Origin of the sequence: Bradyrhizobium sp. 149 (genome assembly GCF_023073915.1) — a bacterium.
Classification (GTDB): domain Bacteria; phylum Pseudomonadota; class Alphaproteobacteria; order Rhizobiales; family Xanthobacteraceae; genus Bradyrhizobium.
Genome location: NZ_JADPKK010000023.1, coordinates 66,682 through 82,981 on the forward strand (window position 1 = coordinate 66,682; position 16,300 = coordinate 82,981).

11 protein-coding genes are annotated in these 16,300 nt (G+C 60.9%); 10 read left to right on the forward strand and 1 reads right to left on the reverse strand.

Features of this window, described 5'->3' with window-relative positions; genetic code table 11:
- Positions 1-45 precede the first annotated feature (45 nt).
- The 7 genes from IVA88_RS28125 to IVA88_RS28155 all read left to right on the forward strand — a co-directional run bounded on the left by IVA88_RS28125 (position 46) and on the right by IVA88_RS28155 (position 11,729).
- Positions 46-1,317 carry a polysaccharide biosynthesis/export family protein gene (locus tag IVA88_RS28125; protein ID WP_247500472.1) on the forward strand — a complete coding sequence of 424 codons (1,272 nt, stop codon included), beginning with the start codon at positions 46-48 and terminating at the stop codon, positions 1,315-1,317.
- A 426-nt stretch (positions 1,318-1,743) separates the two neighbouring features.
- A complete protein-coding gene (locus IVA88_RS28130) occupies positions 1,744-2,274 on the forward strand; it encodes a helix-turn-helix transcriptional regulator (RefSeq protein WP_247500473.1) in 531 nt (176 codons plus the stop codon).
- A 266-nt stretch (positions 2,275-2,540) separates the two neighbouring features.
- Positions 2,541-3,728: a glycosyltransferase gene (locus IVA88_RS28135; RefSeq protein WP_247500474.1), complete on the forward strand. Its 1,188-nt coding sequence runs from the start codon at positions 2,541-2,543 to the stop codon at positions 3,726-3,728.
- Entirely contained in the window at positions 3,725-4,981 is a 1,257-nt protein-coding gene (locus IVA88_RS28140) for an O-antigen ligase family protein (RefSeq protein WP_247500475.1), read from the forward strand. The genes IVA88_RS28135 and IVA88_RS28140 overlap by 4 nt, the downstream gene beginning before the upstream one ends.
- 3 nt (positions 4,982-4,984) lie before the next feature.
- On the forward strand, positions 4,985-6,973 hold the full coding sequence (gene asnB, locus IVA88_RS28145) for an asparagine synthase (glutamine-hydrolyzing) (protein ID WP_247500476.1): 1,989 nt from the start codon (positions 4,985-4,987) through the stop codon (positions 6,971-6,973).
- A gap of 11 nt (positions 6,974-6,984) precedes the next feature.
- Positions 6,985-8,850 (forward strand): hypothetical protein, encoded by a 1,866-nt coding sequence (locus IVA88_RS28150; protein WP_247500477.1) that lies wholly within the window; start codon positions 6,985-6,987, stop codon positions 8,848-8,850.
- A gap of 146 nt (positions 8,851-8,996) precedes the next feature.
- Positions 8,997-11,729 (forward strand): non-ribosomal peptide synthetase, encoded by a 2,733-nt coding sequence (locus IVA88_RS28155; protein ID WP_247500478.1) that lies wholly within the window; start codon positions 8,997-8,999, stop codon positions 11,727-11,729.
- 142 nt (positions 11,730-11,871) lie between these two features.
- Here the strand turns inward: IVA88_RS28155 and IVA88_RS28160 are convergent, their stop codons facing one another.
- Complete coding sequence (locus IVA88_RS28160) at positions 11,872-12,408, reverse strand: DsrE family protein (RefSeq protein ID WP_247500479.1); 537 nt, start codon at positions 12,406-12,408, stop codon at positions 11,872-11,874.
- Between the two features lie 194 nt (positions 12,409-12,602).
- Here IVA88_RS28160 and IVA88_RS28165 point away from each other — a divergent pair, with 194 nt between their 5' ends.
- Genes IVA88_RS28165 through IVA88_RS28175 form a run of 3 tightly spaced genes read left to right on the forward strand, consistent with a single transcriptional unit; the run spans position 12,603 to position 16,256 of the window.
- Positions 12,603-14,573, forward strand: coding sequence for a hypothetical protein (locus IVA88_RS28165; RefSeq protein WP_247500480.1), 1,971 nt, complete (start codon positions 12,603-12,605; stop codon positions 14,571-14,573).
- 46 nt (positions 14,574-14,619) lie between these two features.
- Positions 14,620-15,642 carry a TAXI family TRAP transporter solute-binding subunit gene (locus IVA88_RS28170; protein ID WP_247501210.1) on the forward strand — a complete coding sequence of 341 codons (1,023 nt, stop codon included), beginning with the start codon at positions 14,620-14,622 and terminating at the stop codon, positions 15,640-15,642.
- The gene (locus IVA88_RS28175) at positions 15,639-16,256 is read left to right on the forward strand and encodes a hypothetical protein (RefSeq protein WP_247500481.1); all 618 of its coding nucleotides are present in this window, start codon (positions 15,639-15,641) and stop codon (positions 16,254-16,256) included. The genes IVA88_RS28170 and IVA88_RS28175 overlap by 4 nt, the downstream gene beginning before the upstream one ends.
- The last annotated feature ends 44 nt before the right edge of the window (positions 16,257-16,300 follow it).

Genomic DNA, 16,300 nt, shown 5'->3' on the forward strand with positions numbered 1-16,300 from the left:
CTAAATCGCGAGCGGCGAAGGCTCGGTTGTATCGGGAGTTCGTCCATGAAGCGCAAGAAGCAAGGCCGGTCCTGTTCCCACCACCTGCTGGGTCGATGCGCGGCAGTTCTGTTTTTCGCGACAAGCGGGCTATCCATTGCCGCGCCATACAAGCTCGGACCGGGTGATACCATCGAGATTTCCATCGGCGGCCTCCCCGATCAACGCAACCGCACGCAGATCCAGATCGACGGCACGATCCCGCTTCCGGGAGGTGGGACGGTAGAGGTTGCGGGCCTGACCCCGGCGCAGATGCAGAACCGCATCGAGACGCTGCTACAGGCACGGATACTGCGCCAACGCCTGACCGACGGACGCGACCAGGCATTTGTGGTCAAGCCCGGCGACGTCATGGCAAGCGTCGTGGAGTATCGGCCGGTCTATGTTTCCGGCGATGTGCTCACCCCCGGACAGCAGACCTATCGGGCTTCAATGACCGTGCGCCAGGCCGTGGCAGTAGCCGGCGGCTTCAGCCTGTTACGATCGCGTGGCATGCAACCCGGCGCCACCGACCCTGTGGATCTTGTACGGGACTACCAGTCTCTCGCCACCGAATACACCAAGGAGTATTTCCATATCGTCCGAGCCGGCGCGGAGCTTGATGGCCGCGACACGTTCGACGCGACACCTCCAAGCGACATTTCGCTGCCTGCGAGCGTGATCGGTTCGGTCGTTCAGTCTGAGAGGGACTCTCTGAAGACCTCGCAAAGCGACTACCGCACAGAACAACGCTTTCTGGACGACGCCGTAAAGCAGACGGACGCGCAGTTCGCTACGCTCAAGAAGCAACAGGAAGGTGAAGAGAAGGGAGTGCAGGCCGACGAGGAGGAGCTCGAGCGGGTCATGAAGGCGTTCGGCTCCGGCCTGCTGGCAAGTCCTCGCGTCAGCGAAAGCCGGCGCGCCCTGCTGCTGTCGTCGACGCGACGCCTCCAGACGAGCGTCGAACTCATGCGACTCCAGCGTCAGCGTGAGGACTTCCTGCGGCAGGCGGGACGTGTCAGCAGCCAGCGCACGATCAATCTGCTCAGGGAGCAGAAGGACTCGAATGTTCGATTGGCGGATTTGCGCGTGAGAATGCAGGCGCTCAGTCAAAAACTGCAGCCGATCGGCGGCTCCGGTGCCATCCCCGTCAATTCAGGCGAGCTCAATCCCGACGTGGTCGTCGTGCGGCGGCTCGGTCAACAGTGGGACAGGATACCCGCATCCGTCGACTTCGACGTGGAGCCCGGCGACGTGATCGAAGTCACATTGCGTCCCGCGGCGACCTTCTCGAACTGACCCCGGGCAGAGGTACCCCCTTCAGAGTAAACAGGGCGCTCCTTCCGGAGTAGCTTCGGCGTACCACCATGGCTGCTCCCGCGAGGCTTAAACCCGCCTTGCTACCCCTTCAACCCGCCTTGCTACCTCTTCGTTGATCACGCCGGGCCGATACCCGGAAGACTCGGCGACTTTTAAGCCCTCTGACCGCTGCGGGGTTACCCCCCATTCAACGTTTACAGGCTCGGCAGAAGTTTGGAATCTTTGCGGCTCGTTCACTCCATCGGGTCAGCGCGGCCGGGGGATAAAATGTTGAACTCAAGCCAAGCATTGCCACGGACTACCATTGCTCTGCAGCCTCATTCTTCTTCTTCCGAATCGATATTCAATCTTTCTAATCCTGTGTCATCTGCTCACTCTGAAGCCCAGCCCCCCAAGCAGGACGGCTTGCGCGGGGTGCTCGCGCGGATCGGCTGCGGACAGGTCTTGCTCAGACGTGGCAAGGTCATCGAACTCAGTCCGGCCGGCCGCGCAATATTGGAACGCGAAGCGCGCGTCGATGCGAGCCACGAAACGCTCTATGGCGCCGTCAAGCAACTGGTCCACCGCGCAGGCGCGCAGTTTCCGGCGGGCTCGACATCCTGGTTGGCGACATCCACCAAGGACGGCTTTACCGCGCTGATCAACCAAGTCGCGAACGCATGGTCCGACGAGACCATCGCATTGATCCTGCTGGATCTCGACGCGCATCCGGAGCCTTCGCCGCGGACGCTGCAGCGGCTGTTTGGATTCACCGCTGCCGAAACCCAGCTTGCTCTTGAGCTGGCGCGAGGCAACAACGTGATCGACATTGCTCGTGCGCGACGATTAAGTCGAACGACAGTACGCTCCCAATTGGCTTCCCTGTTTGTCAAGACACAGACACGCCGGCAAGCCGACCTGATCGCGTTGCTGGGCCGCCTCGCTGTCCTGCCCTAGCGCGAACGGGGGACACGGTGTCGCGCAATCTCGAACACTCTTACACCGACGTGGTTCGGCGTTCGACAAAATGCACTCACGCCGCGTCGTCTCTTCAGCCCTGTTCGAGCTCCTCCGCCCACCGCTCACTTCCGCTGTCATGCGAATGAATGAAGACAGGCCGCGGCCACGTCTTAACCTGATCCTGTCAAACTTTCGCCGGGAAGACCGAGGGCTTACAAGATTAACATCTTGGCGGGATTGCTCAAAGGCTGGGAGGAACCAACATGGCGCTGCGCCTGCTTTGCGTAGGAGGCGAGGATCACGCTCTGCGCATTCCGTTCCTGGCGGCTCTGCAGAGCCGCGGCCTGCGGGTGAGCGCGGCAGGCACTGGTGCAGGATCGGCATTCGCGAAGGCCGGGATCCCGTATCATCAATATCAGTTCGACAGATTTGGCGTGGGCTTTGCCGATCACGCAGCCATGGGCCAGCTGGCGCGGCTCGTGAAGAGCGCCTCGCCCGATGTGATCCAGACGTTTGATACCAAGCCCAACCTTTTTGCGCCGCTGGCGCTTCGCGGCTCCGTCCCCGTCGTGCGCACGATCAACGGAATGGGATGGGTATTCTCATCGACAGAACTGAAAGCCTTGGCCTTCCGCCCCGTCTATCTAGCGATGCAACGCCTGGCTGCTTGCTGGACCGCAGCGACGGTTTTCCAGAACAAGGCCGACAGCAGTTTCTTTCAACGGCACCGCCTGCTTGGAAAGAGCTCATCTGTCATCATCGGAAGCTCGGGGATCGATGTCGGCGCCTTCGAGGCCGCGCAAGCGCGGACGACCTCGCCTGCCGAGCTACGCGCCGAATTCGGGTTGGGCGACGCCGAGATTGTCCTTACCGTAAGCCGATTAACTTTACAAAAGGGAATCACAACGCTCCTCGAAGCAGCGAAGCTCGTGCATGAGGTCCGCCCGAAGGTCCGCTTTTTGCTCGTCGGCCCGCGCGAAAGCGAGGGCCCGTTCGCTGTAGCTCAGGCGCTGATCGAGGCGCACGCACCATACGTGATTGCGACCGGCGCAAGATCCGATATTCCCGCACTTCTGCGTGTCGCGAAGCTCTTTGCTTTTCCGACCGAATATCGCGAAGGCATTCCCCGTGTTCTATTGGAAGCCGGATTGGCCGGCGTGCCAATCGTAGCCTCCCGCATGCCAGGGTGTGATGACGTGGTCCGCGAGGAGTGGAACGGCAAACTTGTACCCCCGCGCGACCCGCGCGCGCTCGCGGCCTCAATTCTCGAGCTTCTTCAGGATTCCGCGCGTGCAGAGATGATGGGGCAACGCTCGATCAATGTTGTGCGCAAGGAGTTCGACCTAAACGTCGTCGCCGATCGCTATGAAGAGCTTTACACGCGGCTGCATTCCCACAGCCATGCCAGTGGCTGGCAGGCTGCGGCGCACAGCATCAGTGAGATACGATGATTAGCAGTGCCCTTCTTGCGCTAGGCCTCGTGCTTGGGACGGCCTCGCAGCTGCGCCTTCCCAACTTCCCCTTGGGAATAGGAGAAGCCTGCCTCGTCGTGTGGCTCGGTCTTGCATCCCTGCATCTCTTGGCGGGTTCAAGAATTTGCAATCCGCGAGCTCTGCTCTGGCTTTCTGCATTCTGGAGCTGCTTTATCTTGATCCAGAGTTTCGGAGCCTTCCTTGCATTGCTGCGCCCGGAGATCGTCGACCCACAGCTCGTCGTGCATGACATCTTCGCATATCTCCTAGTGGCGACCCTCACTTGCCTGGTGGCTGCAACGTTGAGACCCGAGGGTACCCTACGCCAGTCGCTATGGTTCCTGATCGGATTTTGGATCGTCGCCGTGGCGGTGCAACTTGCATTGGGTTGGGGCTACCTTGGCATCTCGTCGGTCAATCCTTGGTACTGGGACCGGTTTCGCGGGTGGTCGGAGAATCCAAACCAGCTTGCAATCTACTGTGCGGTCTTGACACCGCTTTCGCTTCACATGGCCCTTACCGCGAAGCCGTTTGGCCGGCTCATTGCAGTGTTGAGCTGCATCGCAACGTTCGTCGTGGGCCGGCTGACGAAGAGCGATACCTTTCTTATCTCGATGTCGCTTTCGATACCGTTACTCATTGCGCTGCGCTTCCGAGGCTGGCTAACATCACCCGAACATCGATGGAGTCTGCGTTTCGCAGCTGCAGCGATCGCCGTTCTAGCCATAGTTCCCCTTTTGCTCTCACTACTCCCCTACGGGGTGGCAACCGCGAATGATGTCGAGGGGCTGGCCGCCGGCATGATGAAGGACCGCGGCGGTGAGGCAACGAAGGCAACTACCAATCTGCGGCTAAGTCTTTGGAAGGATGCTTTGCATGCCGGACTGGAGTCTGGTTCGCTTGGCCTTGGGCCCGGGCCGCATTTGGAGAAGCCAACCGGCATCACGGACAAGGGCGTACCACTCCCGGTGGAAGCTCACAGTACCCTGCTGGACGTATTCACCCAAGGCGGATTGCTTGGCGTGATTGCCATTTTCAGCCTGCTTGCCGGCACGTTTGTGCTCCTGCTCCGCGCGCGGCTCGACGCCTTGGCTGTCTTGATCTTTGCACTCGCCGTCTTCAGCATCAGCCATTTCATTCTGCGGCACCCCACCGTGTGGTTTGCCGTCACGCTGGGCCTTATCCTGGGCTCGGATCGGCGCTCAGTGGCGCAAGCGCGAGTTGGAAATTAAGTCATGTGCGGAATTACAGGAATACTTCAGGCGCCGGATGCTTCTCGATCCGCCGACCTAGCGGCGATCGGGCCGATGACGGCTCGCCTGCGCCAGCGCGGTCCTGATGCGGACGGGTTCTGGAGCGATCGTGACGCCGGCGTTGCGTTCGGACATCGCAGGCTGTCCATCATCGATCTCTCCGATGCGGGCCGGCAGCCAATGCTTTCGAGCGACGGCCGCTTCGTCATCACGTTCAACGGCGAGATCTACAACTACAAGCCGTTGCGGCGAGAGCTCGAGTGCGCAGGCAAGCACTTCACCGGCAATAGCGATACGGAGGTCCTGCTGGCCCTGATCGAGAGATGCGGCCTGGAGAAGGCCCTCCAACGCTGCAATGGCATGTTTGCAATCGGCTTGTGGGATCGCCGGAACCGCACGCTGCACCTGGCCCGCGATCGAATGGGAAAAAAGCCGCTCTACGTCGCGCGGACGTCGAATGCGGTGGTGTTCGCGTCGGAGTTGAAGGCGATCGCGGCATTCCCCGGCTTTCATCAGGAGATCGCCCCAGGGGCGGTTGCGGAGTTTCTAACGCGCGGATGGCTGCCGGAAGACCAGTGCATATGGCGCGGCGTCTTCAAGATTCCACCCGGGGGCGCTCTAACGATCCGTGCCGATGACCTCTCGGTTTGCCGGGATGCCGCAGCGCTGCAAGAACGCGTGCGCTCCTGGTGGTCATTGACCGATGTGGCACACGCGGGCCGCGCAGCGCTGTCCACTGCGGATGACCAGCAGCTCGTTTCCCACGCTTGCGATCTGCTCAAGGCCGCGGTTGCCGACCGGATGGTTGCCGACGTTCCGGTCGGGTTGTTCCTCTCGGGCGGAATAGACAGTTCGGCCGTCGTGGCCCTGATGCAGGCCCAATCGGCGAGCCCGGTACGGACGTTTACGATTGGATTCGGTGAGCGCGCCTTTGATGAAACGGCTAACGCTGCGGCCGTGGCGCGGCACCTCGGCACCAGCCATACCGAACTACGTCTCACCTCCGCGGACGCCAGAGCGGTCATACCCGAACTTCCAACCATCTGGGACGAGCCGTTTGCGGATGAATCGCAGGTCCCGACACTGCTTCTATCTCGACTTGCACGGCAGGAAGTCACCGTTGCACTTTCGGGCGACGGAGGTGACGAGTGCTTCGGAGGGTATTCCAGGCACGTCCTTTCCGCCCGTTTAGCCCCTCTGCTGAATTCCAACCGGTCGATACGGACCATGGCCGCGAGCGGTGTGGCGCTGCTCGGGCGCGGCATGCGCGAAAGCGTTGTCGAAAAACTTCGTCTTCCGGGTTGGTTGCAGCGGATGACACACGGCGATCGGATCAACCGCCTGGCAGACCTTATTGGCAGCAACGACATCTGCGAGATGTACCGTCGGTCGACGAGGCTCTCCGAACTCCAGTTAACGCGGAACCAAGCTGGCTCGGCGCCTGACTCCATCCCGCCGCTCAACGATCTGCTGTCTGATTTTATCGTTCGGGATATGCTTGGATATCTTCCGGGCGATATTCTCGTGAAGCTCGATCGCGCTAGCATGGCCACGAGCCTGGAGGCTCGCTGCCCGCTTCTGGATCATCGGGTGGTTGAGTTCAGCTGGACACTACCGAATTCGGCGAAGGTGCGTCATGGTCAGGGAAAATGGCTCCTGCGCCAGGTCCTCCGCCGGTACCTACCGCGCCCCCTCTTCGAGCGGCCAAAACAGGGCTTTGACGTACCGATCGGCTCCTGGCTGAAGGGACCTCTTCGCTCGTGGGCGTCAGACCTCCTTTCGGAGTCGCGCCTTCGCAACCAGAATCTTCTGGACGTTTCCCGCGTGCAGGAGTGCTGGCTTCAACATCTTAGCGGTCGCCGCGATTTCTCACGACCGTTGTGGGCCGTCTTGATGCTGCAGTCCTGGCTCGACTCAGCAGTTGCCTCCGGGCCTTCCCGTACAGCGGGCGTGATGGAGCCGGCGCAGTAGAGGAGCGTGTGATGGAAGCGTTCACAAGTAAGCGGATTCTGCCGGTGACTGTCCTGTCCCAGGACCGGTCGAAACGCGACGAGTCACCTCCCGACGACGCCATCGCGGCATTCAAGCATGTCTTCGAGAGCATCAGGCGATACAAGCTCTTCATCGTCAAAATGATCAGCGCGGGCGCGCTGCTCGCAGTGCTCGGTAGTCTTTTTATGTCCCCGACCTACCTCGCGACGGCACAGCTTGTCCTGAGCGCTCGAAGCGGGGGAGCAGCCGACACTGCCGGCGCGCCCGGCAATGCTGCGCCGACTGGCGGTTCGGACGACCCGACAATCGATACGCACGTGACGGTCATGTCATCCGATGCCTATCTGCGGCGTCTGCTGCCGGCACTGAGGTTGATCGATAACCCTGCCCACGAGAGCGGCTCGGCTGCGCTGCTCGGCACTGCCTTGTCAAAGATAAAGGGGTTCCTCTCATTCCGGAAAGACCAACCGAGCGACGGCGCGGCGGTGGCAGCATTGAAAGGGCGTCTCAAGGTCAGCCAGGAGCGCCGGTCCAGAGTTATCAGCGTAATTGCCAGCGACTTCAATCCGCAACGGGCCGCAGATGTCGCGAATCTGGTCGCCCGATCCTACGCTGACGAGCTAGTCAGGCAAAAGCGAGCTGTGGAGCTCCAAGCTCTGGACGCCATCGCAGCACAATCGGCTAACGTTCAGCGCGAATTGTCAACGGCGAAAGCGGAATGGGACGCCAGTCACTCAGGTCAGCCTTCATCACAGACAGCTGCGGCCTTGGAGTGGAAAATCACCACGCTGGCGCAGCAATATGAGACACTCATACGAAAGCGGCAGGATCTTACCACGAAAGGCGTCGTCGCTGAGCCAGACGTGACCGTCATCGCGGACGCCTCGCCGCCTGACCTTCCGAGCTCGTTGAACCCGTTCCTCCTCGTCCCGCCAATCACGATCGTCTTCGCTCTACTAGCATGTCTCCTCGCGATCATCCTGAAGCACTTCGATCGGAGTCTGCACACAGAGGCAGAAGCTGCAGAGGCATTGGACATCCCGTGCCTTGGATTGATCCCGTCGATCCCGCCGGAGCTGAGCATCTCGCCGCAGCGGTTTGTAAAGCAATCGGCTCTCTCACATAACAGGGCCGTTCGATCGACCGTCGTATCTCTCATGACCGCCGATCCAGACTCGCCACTGCCGCCGTATGTTGTCTTGGTGACATCCAGCTTGCAGGGTGAAGGCAAGAGCGCGATCGCCTGGAGTTTTAGCTTTTGCGCGGCTCAGCTCGGGCAGCGCGTTCTGTTCGTGGACTTCTCCCAAGTACCGCGGCGGGTCGGTGGTGAGGCTGCGGACCTGTTCAAGCTGCTGGCGCACGACGGAGCGGCAGCCAAGGCCGTCCAGCACATCCCGGAGCTCGGAATCGACTACATCTCGTCGAGATTGTCCGAGGGCAGTCGCCTTGGGCCGTTGGCCAGTCCGAAAGTCGCCTCGTTGTTCGAGCACTTCAGAAACACCTACGATCTCGTCGTCATCAGCGCACCATCTCTGGATGACGCGCCGGAAGTGCGCCTCCTCGCCTCCTGGGCAGATCACGTTCTGCTCGCTGTCCGCGCCGGGAGCACGAGCCGCGACGTCGTACGGAGCACCCTGAATCGGTTTGCCGGGACGTCGGATCTCGATGCGCGTCTCAAGCTCTGGTGTGTCCTGACGCACGGAGTAGCGTCCGAGCTCGCGCCTTCGACTCTCGAGCCGTCATCAACATCGACTTTTATGCGTTACTGTCGCCGCCTTAAATCAGGGGCGGTACGGTGGACAAGCATCGAACCTGAAATCAATATTTCCGAGCAGGCTGAGTCTGGGCCGAGATGACTGCAATGACCACCAGGCGGACTGGGTTAATAGCCTGGGTCTTTCGATATGGCAGCCAGCCGATCGGCCAGATGGTGGCTGCGAGCCAGCATCCTTCGTTTGAAGTATGCGTCCCCAAGCCTGATTGAATACGTTGGTACAGGAAAATGACGGGTACCGTGATGCGGCTTGAGATATCTGGCGATCCGCCCGGTGGTCCATGCGAGACCCTGGAGGCGTACCTGCCCTCGAATTTTCAGCAACTTCACCGGACGCTGAGCTGGGTAAGCCCGCTGGAAGTGCCTCTCGATCTGAACGGTCCAGTCGATCGACCATTCGATGCCCTCGAAGCCGGCTTTGCCGGCGTCGCCGCCATCGAACACCTGATTGCGGTCACGGCGAAGTTCGCCGACAGGGTCGCAATCAGCGACGGCAATCACAGCTTCACGTACGCGCAGCTGTTGTCCCGAGTCTTGACCCTGGCCCAGGCGATCAGCGCACTTATCCCGGAGCATGAAGCCGTCGGATGGCTATTGCGCAGCTCGGCGTGGCAGCCGATCGCTATGCTAGCGTGCATGGCAGCCGGACGAGTCCTCGTCCCGCTCAATCCCCGCGATCCAGTTCAGCGGCTCACCGCTATCGCCGCGGCGTCCCAGATTTCCGTGCTGATAGGGCAGGACGGCGACAGTTCCGCCGCGTGGATCAAGCAGCACGGCCTACTCTGGCTCGACGTCGCCAGCGCCAGCAACCCTTCCGAAGCAACTTCAACAATCGCCCAGGTTTCGGTCGATGCCCCTGCCGTAGTGCTCTATACCTCGGGCAGCACCGGAGCGCCGAAGGGGGTCGTGAACAGCCAACGCAACCTGCTCCAGCGCGTCCAGCAATATGTGGACGCTTGCCACATAAGTGCGACAGACGTCTTCATGCCCCTGAGCGGCCCCACCACGATCGCGGGTTGCCGGGAAATGTTGTCGGCCTTGTTGACCGGAGCGAAACTGCACATCGTCGACGTCGAGGCGCTCGGATTGCGCGGCGTTCTTCGCCAGATCACCACGCAACGTGTGACTATTACATACGTTGTACCCGCCTTGCTGCGTGCACTGATCAACGCAAGCCGGCCAGGCGATTTCGATTCCCTTCGCACAATTCGGATCGGCGGGGAGAGGGTCCTGTGGACCGATATCGCACTCGTTCGGCGAGCAGTACAACCGGGCTGCTTCATCCAAGTCAGCTATTTGTCGACGGAAACCACCGGCACCCAATGGTTTCTCCCCAAACAATGGCGGGAGGACGGCGTCAGCGTTCCTGTTGGCTACCTGCTCCCCGGCATATCGTACGGCGTGCTCGATGAAAGTGGGAAACCCGTCCTGCAGGGTGAAGTCGGCGAACTGGTGATCAAGAGCAGGTACGTCATGCTCGGATACTGGGAGGATGGACGGCTTTCTCCGGCATCGTCCGCCCCGGATGACCCACAGTCTCGCATCTATCGGACCGGCGACCTCGTCAGCATGGATACGCACGGACTGATGCGGATCGTTGGACGGAAAGGACGCCAGCTTAAGATCAATGGGCAGCGTGTGGAGCCAGCCGAGCTCGAGAGTGCGCTGCGCAAGCTCACCTATGTGAAGGACGCTGTCGCCGTCGTGACGGACGCGAACGAGTTGGTCCTGTTTGCATCGCCCACCGATCCGCTAAGTCCGCACTTCCAGGCCGACGTTCGCAACAGCATCCGGCAGGCTGTTCCTGCGGCTTTGCATCCGACCAGGATCCACGAGATACCGGAGATTTTTCGCCTGCCAGGAGGTAAGATCGATGACGCCAAGCTGAAGCTGCTCGATCTGCAGGTTAAAAGGACGGCGCCGGCGCCTGCGCCGCAGACGAAAGGAATGGCCGAAGCCAACCGGATCGTGCAGCAGGTGTGGAGCAGCATCCTGGGCGTGCCGGAAGCTGTCGGACGATGGGATGAGGCCGGCGGCGATTCCCTAAAGCTCCTGCGCTGTGTCATGGATCTCGAAGACCTCATCGGCCGCGAGGTCAGCATGGAAGCGTTCACGATCGATATGAGCGCCGAAGACATGATCGGGGCAATCGCGACGGTGCCTCCACGGGTGCAGCAGCGTCTAAACGACCAGAGTCTCCCAAGTCTTGTCATACTGCCCGGCTCCATGGGGTATGGCCCCAGCATGGCAGCATTTGGCGCTCAGCTCGGCAAGGTGGCGCGGGTGATACCGATCCGCTATCCGGACCTGACCTGGAGCCTCGCGGGCAGCGATTCCGTGCAGGAAATGGCCGCGGTGGCTCTCGAACAGATCAACGCAGCCCAACCACGCGGCGACGTCCGAATGATCGGCTATTCCCTGGGCGGCGGCGTCGCCTTCGAAGTCGCAAGACGGTTGATCGAACAAGATCGTAAAGTCAAATTCCTGGGCATCCTCGACACTAATGTCGGCCCTCGCAGAGCAAATCACCGAGAAGCCTTCTCTCGCGCGCTACAGCGGATTCGATCCCATCGAGTGACGATCTACCGCATGTTCTGCCGCTCGGTGGCGAAGTTCGCCGCTCGCTTGGGCCAGGAGGTTCGATTCTGCAGGCTCATCGACACCATTACATGGCCTCGCGTGGCAAACACGCGCTTCATGCTGAAGCTCGAGCTCGAGGAAATTCTCCGGATGCGCGCGTTCGGACGCTGGGTCGAAGATACCAAGCCTCGTCTCGCTATCAAGGGTACTGTCTTTGCCTGCCATCGGCCTGGCGTGACGCCGCGCCTTGGATGGGACTCCTTGTTTGAGGAACTGGACGTGATTCCGATCGCCGGTGGACATCTTGACCTGGTGGTCGAGCCCCACCTCTCGATCAATCGGCCCGTCATCGAGCGCGCATTCGGGACGTCCTGCTCCTGAGCCACAACACAAATGCTTGCAACACAATGCTTTTTCAGGGGCCGGTGCTGCGCACCACAGGTCATCACCGAGCACCACGCGGGTTCAGCCCAAACTTAGCTCGAAGCCACTGCTTCGCGCATGGGAGTGCCGCCTGCGATCATCAGGGCCGCAGGTAGCTCCAGCCTTGCTCTTGAAGCTCCATCAGGCGGACAACTCCGGATTTGGTGACCTTCGCTTGCGTGATGAGAGGCACTTCTTTGCCCTCGTTCTTGGTCATGTTCTCACGTGTATTTCCGCAGGCCGAGAACGTCAGCTCAGGCGTTGTCTCGCTCATCATTTTGATGCGCCCTTTCACAGGAGAGGTATCGTCTCGCAGCATGTGCAGTCCTGGCCCGTATGCGACGACTTCGACTTCGACTTTTTGACTGAGGTCGCCGTAGTGCTGAACGACGTTGCTGACGTTGTTGAGAGTGAGATTCATGACGGCCGGATCATTGACGTCAACATGGATGGCAAGTCGATGAGGCGGCTGCCTCTGAAGCGTTGCAACACCCATTTTAGCATTTGCGTTCCTGGCGTTAGTGCCGGGATTCTTGGTGGAGAGGGCGGATTGTGCGGAACCGCGGGTTTCGACGCCGCTCATGAGAACAAGTCCGACGGCCGCCACGCCGGCAAAAATGACAAATGATCTGCTCATTGCTCTGCTTCCTGCGTGTGTGACGAGGTGTGCAACTCACAAGCTATTTAAGCACAACCGTCCGGGCAAGCAGCTTTGGGCAGGGGTCCGCCCAATCTACTTAATTCCCATCGTCGGCGTACTACTCCGTTTTGGCTACCGCAACTGCGACATCGACATCGCGTCGATGAAAGCGCCGTCATAAACGACATGCCATGATCGCTACCAAGAAGTTGAGCGTCGCAATGGGGGTACACGGATTCAATCTGCCGAAACGAACAGCCGTTTTGCTGAGCAGAACTGCGCGCCGGGCCAGGCACCGGCATTTTGCATTCCGCGGACTAGGGTTGTTCGACATAGGGTTGTTCGACATCGGTGACACGTCGCGCGCCAGCGACAGAGCCGGCCAGATCATCGTGGTTGTGATCACCTGCTTTCTGCCGGTTCTGATTGGAACTGCCGATGCTAAATCCTGGGCCGACGGCGATCATGGCGGCACGCCGGCGCTGCTCGATCAATGCAGATGCCCGCGCGAACCAGAGCAGTTCGACGGGATCAAACAAAGGCTGAAGCTCGTCCAGCGCGCGGACGAGGCTCGATCTGTCGCGACACAGCCCGCTGGAAGCCGACCCGCGGCGGCCGGATCACGCGGAGGGAGGACCGGGACCGAGCCGCCCCGCGTGGCTGCGGATGTCGCTGCGCAGGAAATGACGTCTACGCCACCCCCGGTGTCAAATGCGGCTCAAGCTGCTTCCGAGGCGGAACAGCTCAACCAGAACCTGTCGCTGGATCAGGAGCGGCAACGAGCGAACAAGCTTGCGCGCGAACTGGCTGCGGCTCGAGTGGAACTCGACGCGGCGCGTCAGACGCAGACGCATACTGTCCGTGCCATCGAGATTGGTATTCAGCAAACCCAGGCGCTCGAGCAGGAGCGGCAAAAGACTGATAATCTGTCGCGTGAGCTCTCTTTCCTGAAGGCAGAGCTCGACGTCGCAAGGGTTGCGGCTTCAAAGGCGATGCAGGCGCCCGAGCCCGAGCCCGAGCCGAAGCAGGAGCGTCCGGTCGAGCGACGGAACGGAGCCAAGCGCTTTGCCCTTCAGCTTGCCTCGCTTCGCTTGGAGCTGGAGGCGGCGCGGAGCGCAGCATCAGAAGCCACGAACTCCGTCGCGGCGGAGGCCGCACGAAGGCAGGCTCTCGAGCGCGAACTAAAGCAGGGGCAGGACAAGACAGAAGCCCTGACCAACGAACTCGGCACCCTTCGGATCGCGGCCTCCGAGACCGCGAGGCTCGGCACTGCAGATGTCGATCAAAAGCTGATGCTGACCCGCGAGCTAGAGAAGCAGCGGGACAGAGCTGAGAGCGCGGACCGCCAGCTGCAGTCCCTTCAGGCCGAACTCCGCGAATTCAAAGCCGCTAGCTCCGAGCTGGCGGCGGCCCGAGCTGCAGACGCCGAGCAAAAACCGGCCCTGAAACGCGAGATCGAACAGCAGCGCGGACGTGCGGACGCTCTCGCGCGCGAGGCAGCGTCGCTGGAGGATCAACGCGACCTGGCGCGAGCTGAAAAGTCAGAGATTGCACGAGCTGTCGCGGCAGCCGCAAAGGCCGAAGCCAACAAAGGCGAAAAGGAGCGACCGGGTAGCGCCACCGCACTGCTCCCAACGTTCGCATCCGTCGGGAATCAGCTTGCCGCATGGAATGCTTCCGCAGTTGTGACGGCACCATCGCGTGAGCCCCCCGGCCGCGCGTCGAGCCAGAGCAGCCTTCAGCCTGCCGCTTCGCCCGTACCCGCACCTTCGGCCTCCGCCCCAGCTCAACCGAGCCCGCAGATCGCAAAGGGGACTGCTCCAACAGGCGCCGAGTCGACGTCCATGGCCTCCATGGAGCGACAGGCCGCCGCGAGCGGAGCTCCGCGCCCGCTTGCCAACGAGGAGCGCCTGCTCGCGCGCGCCAGCGCATTGTTGCGGCAGGCCGACATCAACGGTGCCCGCGAGTTGCTGGCCTACGTGCTCGGACATGGCAGCGCGCAAGCAGCCTTTATGCTAGCCGAAACTTACGATCCTGATGTGCTGCAATCTTGGGACGCTCGCGGCGTCGCCGGCGATTCCGCGAAGGCGCGCGAGCTGTATGAACGAGCCCAGGCGGGCGGCATTCGAAATGCAGAAGGACGGATCAAGAGGCTCAAATAGCTGCTGGAGCGAGCCCCGGAAGCCAGACCAGAGAGTGGAGAGGCCCATGTCATTGAGTAGGCTCGCGTTCACGGTCGCATTGGCACTGGCCGGCCTGCAGCTTGCTGCCAACGCCCAATCTCGTTCGCCGCGCGACCTGCCGGTGCCGACTGCGCCACGGAATGCTGATACGACCGCAAAGGAACGTATCAATGCATGGACGGTGGGGCTCGCTGGAGGACTTATCGAGGGCGCACCGCTCCGGCTCGCGGCAGAGATTGCACGCATCGTCAATGAGGAGAACAAGCTTCACGTCATTCCGATCGTGACGACCGGTGCGACCGAGAACGTCAACTCGCTACTCTATCTCAGGGGCGTTGATGCCGCGATCATCAACATGGATGCGCTTGACGAATACAAGGCGCAAGTTCCGTCGATCGAACGGCGCATCGTCTATGTTCTCAACCTCTTCCCGGCCGAGCTGCACGTCTTCGTACGTCCAGAGATCAAGTCGCTCGACGACCTCAACGGAAAGAAGGTCAACTTCAACACCCAGGGTACAGCAGCCGCATATTCTGGTCCGCTGATCTTCAGCCGGCTGGGACTCAACGTCGAAAAGATGTTCATTCCCCACCAGGTCGCATTGCAGCAGATGAAGAGCGGCGAAATCGCAGCGGTCGTCTTCATCACATCAAAGCCGGTCGACGCCTTCTTGAAGGGACATTGGGATGATGGATTCAAGTTCTTGCCGATCGAATACGATCCCAAATTTGAAGACTACTATCTGCCGTCGTCCCTCGATTCACAGGACTATCCGAACCTGGTGCCAGCGGGCAAGCGGATCGCGACCATTGCCGTGCCGACGATTCTTGCCGCCTACAATTGGCAGCCGCAGACCGATCGCTATCGACGGATGGTGCGCTTCGTTGATCACCTGTTCGGACGGCTCGACCGGTTGCAATCCGCTGGCTTCGATAGAAAATGGAAGGACGTGAATCTCCGCGCCAGCGTGCCCACTCTGGCCCGCTTTGGTCCGGCGCAGGAATGGCTCGATCGCTCGTCCAGCGCGACGGTCGGATTATCGCGATGAAGCAAACCGGTACCCTTGCCGCCTCCTTGCTCGCGGGTATCGGTCATCTAAGTTGCGCGCAAGCCGGCGACACGCCGGATCGTTCGAGAGCATGTGCGCTGTTTCAGGGAATGGCGCACATGACATGCATCGACGAGCAGGTTGGGGAGGCACCTGAGCAGTCCCTCCAGGCTCCGCCGCAAACTCCGAACTGGATCTTGAGCGAAACGACATCACCCGTGGACTACAAGCCGCAGATCGCCGCCCGGACCACCGCACGAGCCGGATCGAAGGATGGGCCGTCGTCTCTCGCCATCCATTGTCGCGCCAATCGGACCGAGCTGTTGCTCTCCGCGGCGAGTACCTGGACCAGAACCCCGGCGATGGACATTCGGGTCGTGTTCCAGATCAACAATCGACCGCCTGTCGATCACCGCTGGAGGGTTGCTGATGGCGGACGAAGTCTCACCTTTCCGGGCGATGTCATCCGCCTTATCAACTCCATTCCAGGGACAGGCCCGCTTCTGGTCAAAGTGTATGCTGGAATGGCTGCGCCCTACGAGGAAACATTCGAACTGACAGGTCTGGAAGCCGTCCGCCGGCGATTTGCAAAGGTCTGCGTCTGGCCGGGCTGAATAGCCGTAAGTCGGGCTGAACGGCTGACAGCGAAGACGTCACG

Bases quoted from the DNA above. Each gene is read 5' to 3' on its own strand.
- IVA88_RS28170 (WP_247501210.1), top strand. From the start codon at position 14,620: ATGTCATTGAGTAGGCTCGCGTTCACGGTCGCATTGGCACTGGCCGGC.
- IVA88_RS28135 (WP_247500474.1), top strand. From the start codon at position 2,541: ATGGCGCTGCGCCTGCTTTGCGTAGGAGGCGAGGATCACGCTCTGCGC.
- IVA88_RS28155 (WP_247500478.1), top strand. From the start codon at position 8,997: ATGACGGGTACCGTGATGCGGCTTGAGATATCTGGCGATCCGCCCGGT.
- asnB (WP_247500476.1), top strand. From the start codon at position 4,985: ATGTGCGGAATTACAGGAATACTTCAGGCGCCGGATGCTTCTCGATCC.
- IVA88_RS28165 (WP_247500480.1), top strand. From the start codon at position 12,603: ATGATCGCTACCAAGAAGTTGAGCGTCGCAATGGGGGTACACGGATTC.
- IVA88_RS28125 (WP_247500472.1), top strand. From the start codon at position 46: ATGAAGCGCAAGAAGCAAGGCCGGTCCTGTTCCCACCACCTGCTGGGT.
- IVA88_RS28160 (WP_247500479.1), bottom strand. From the start codon at position 12,408: ATGAGCAGATCATTTGTCATTTTTGCCGGCGTGGCGGCCGTCGGACTT.
- IVA88_RS28150 (WP_247500477.1), top strand. From the start codon at position 6,985: ATGGAAGCGTTCACAAGTAAGCGGATTCTGCCGGTGACTGTCCTGTCC.
- IVA88_RS28175 (WP_247500481.1), top strand. From the start codon at position 15,639: ATGAAGCAAACCGGTACCCTTGCCGCCTCCTTGCTCGCGGGTATCGGT.
- IVA88_RS28140 (WP_247500475.1), top strand. From the start codon at position 3,725: ATGATTAGCAGTGCCCTTCTTGCGCTAGGCCTCGTGCTTGGGACGGCC.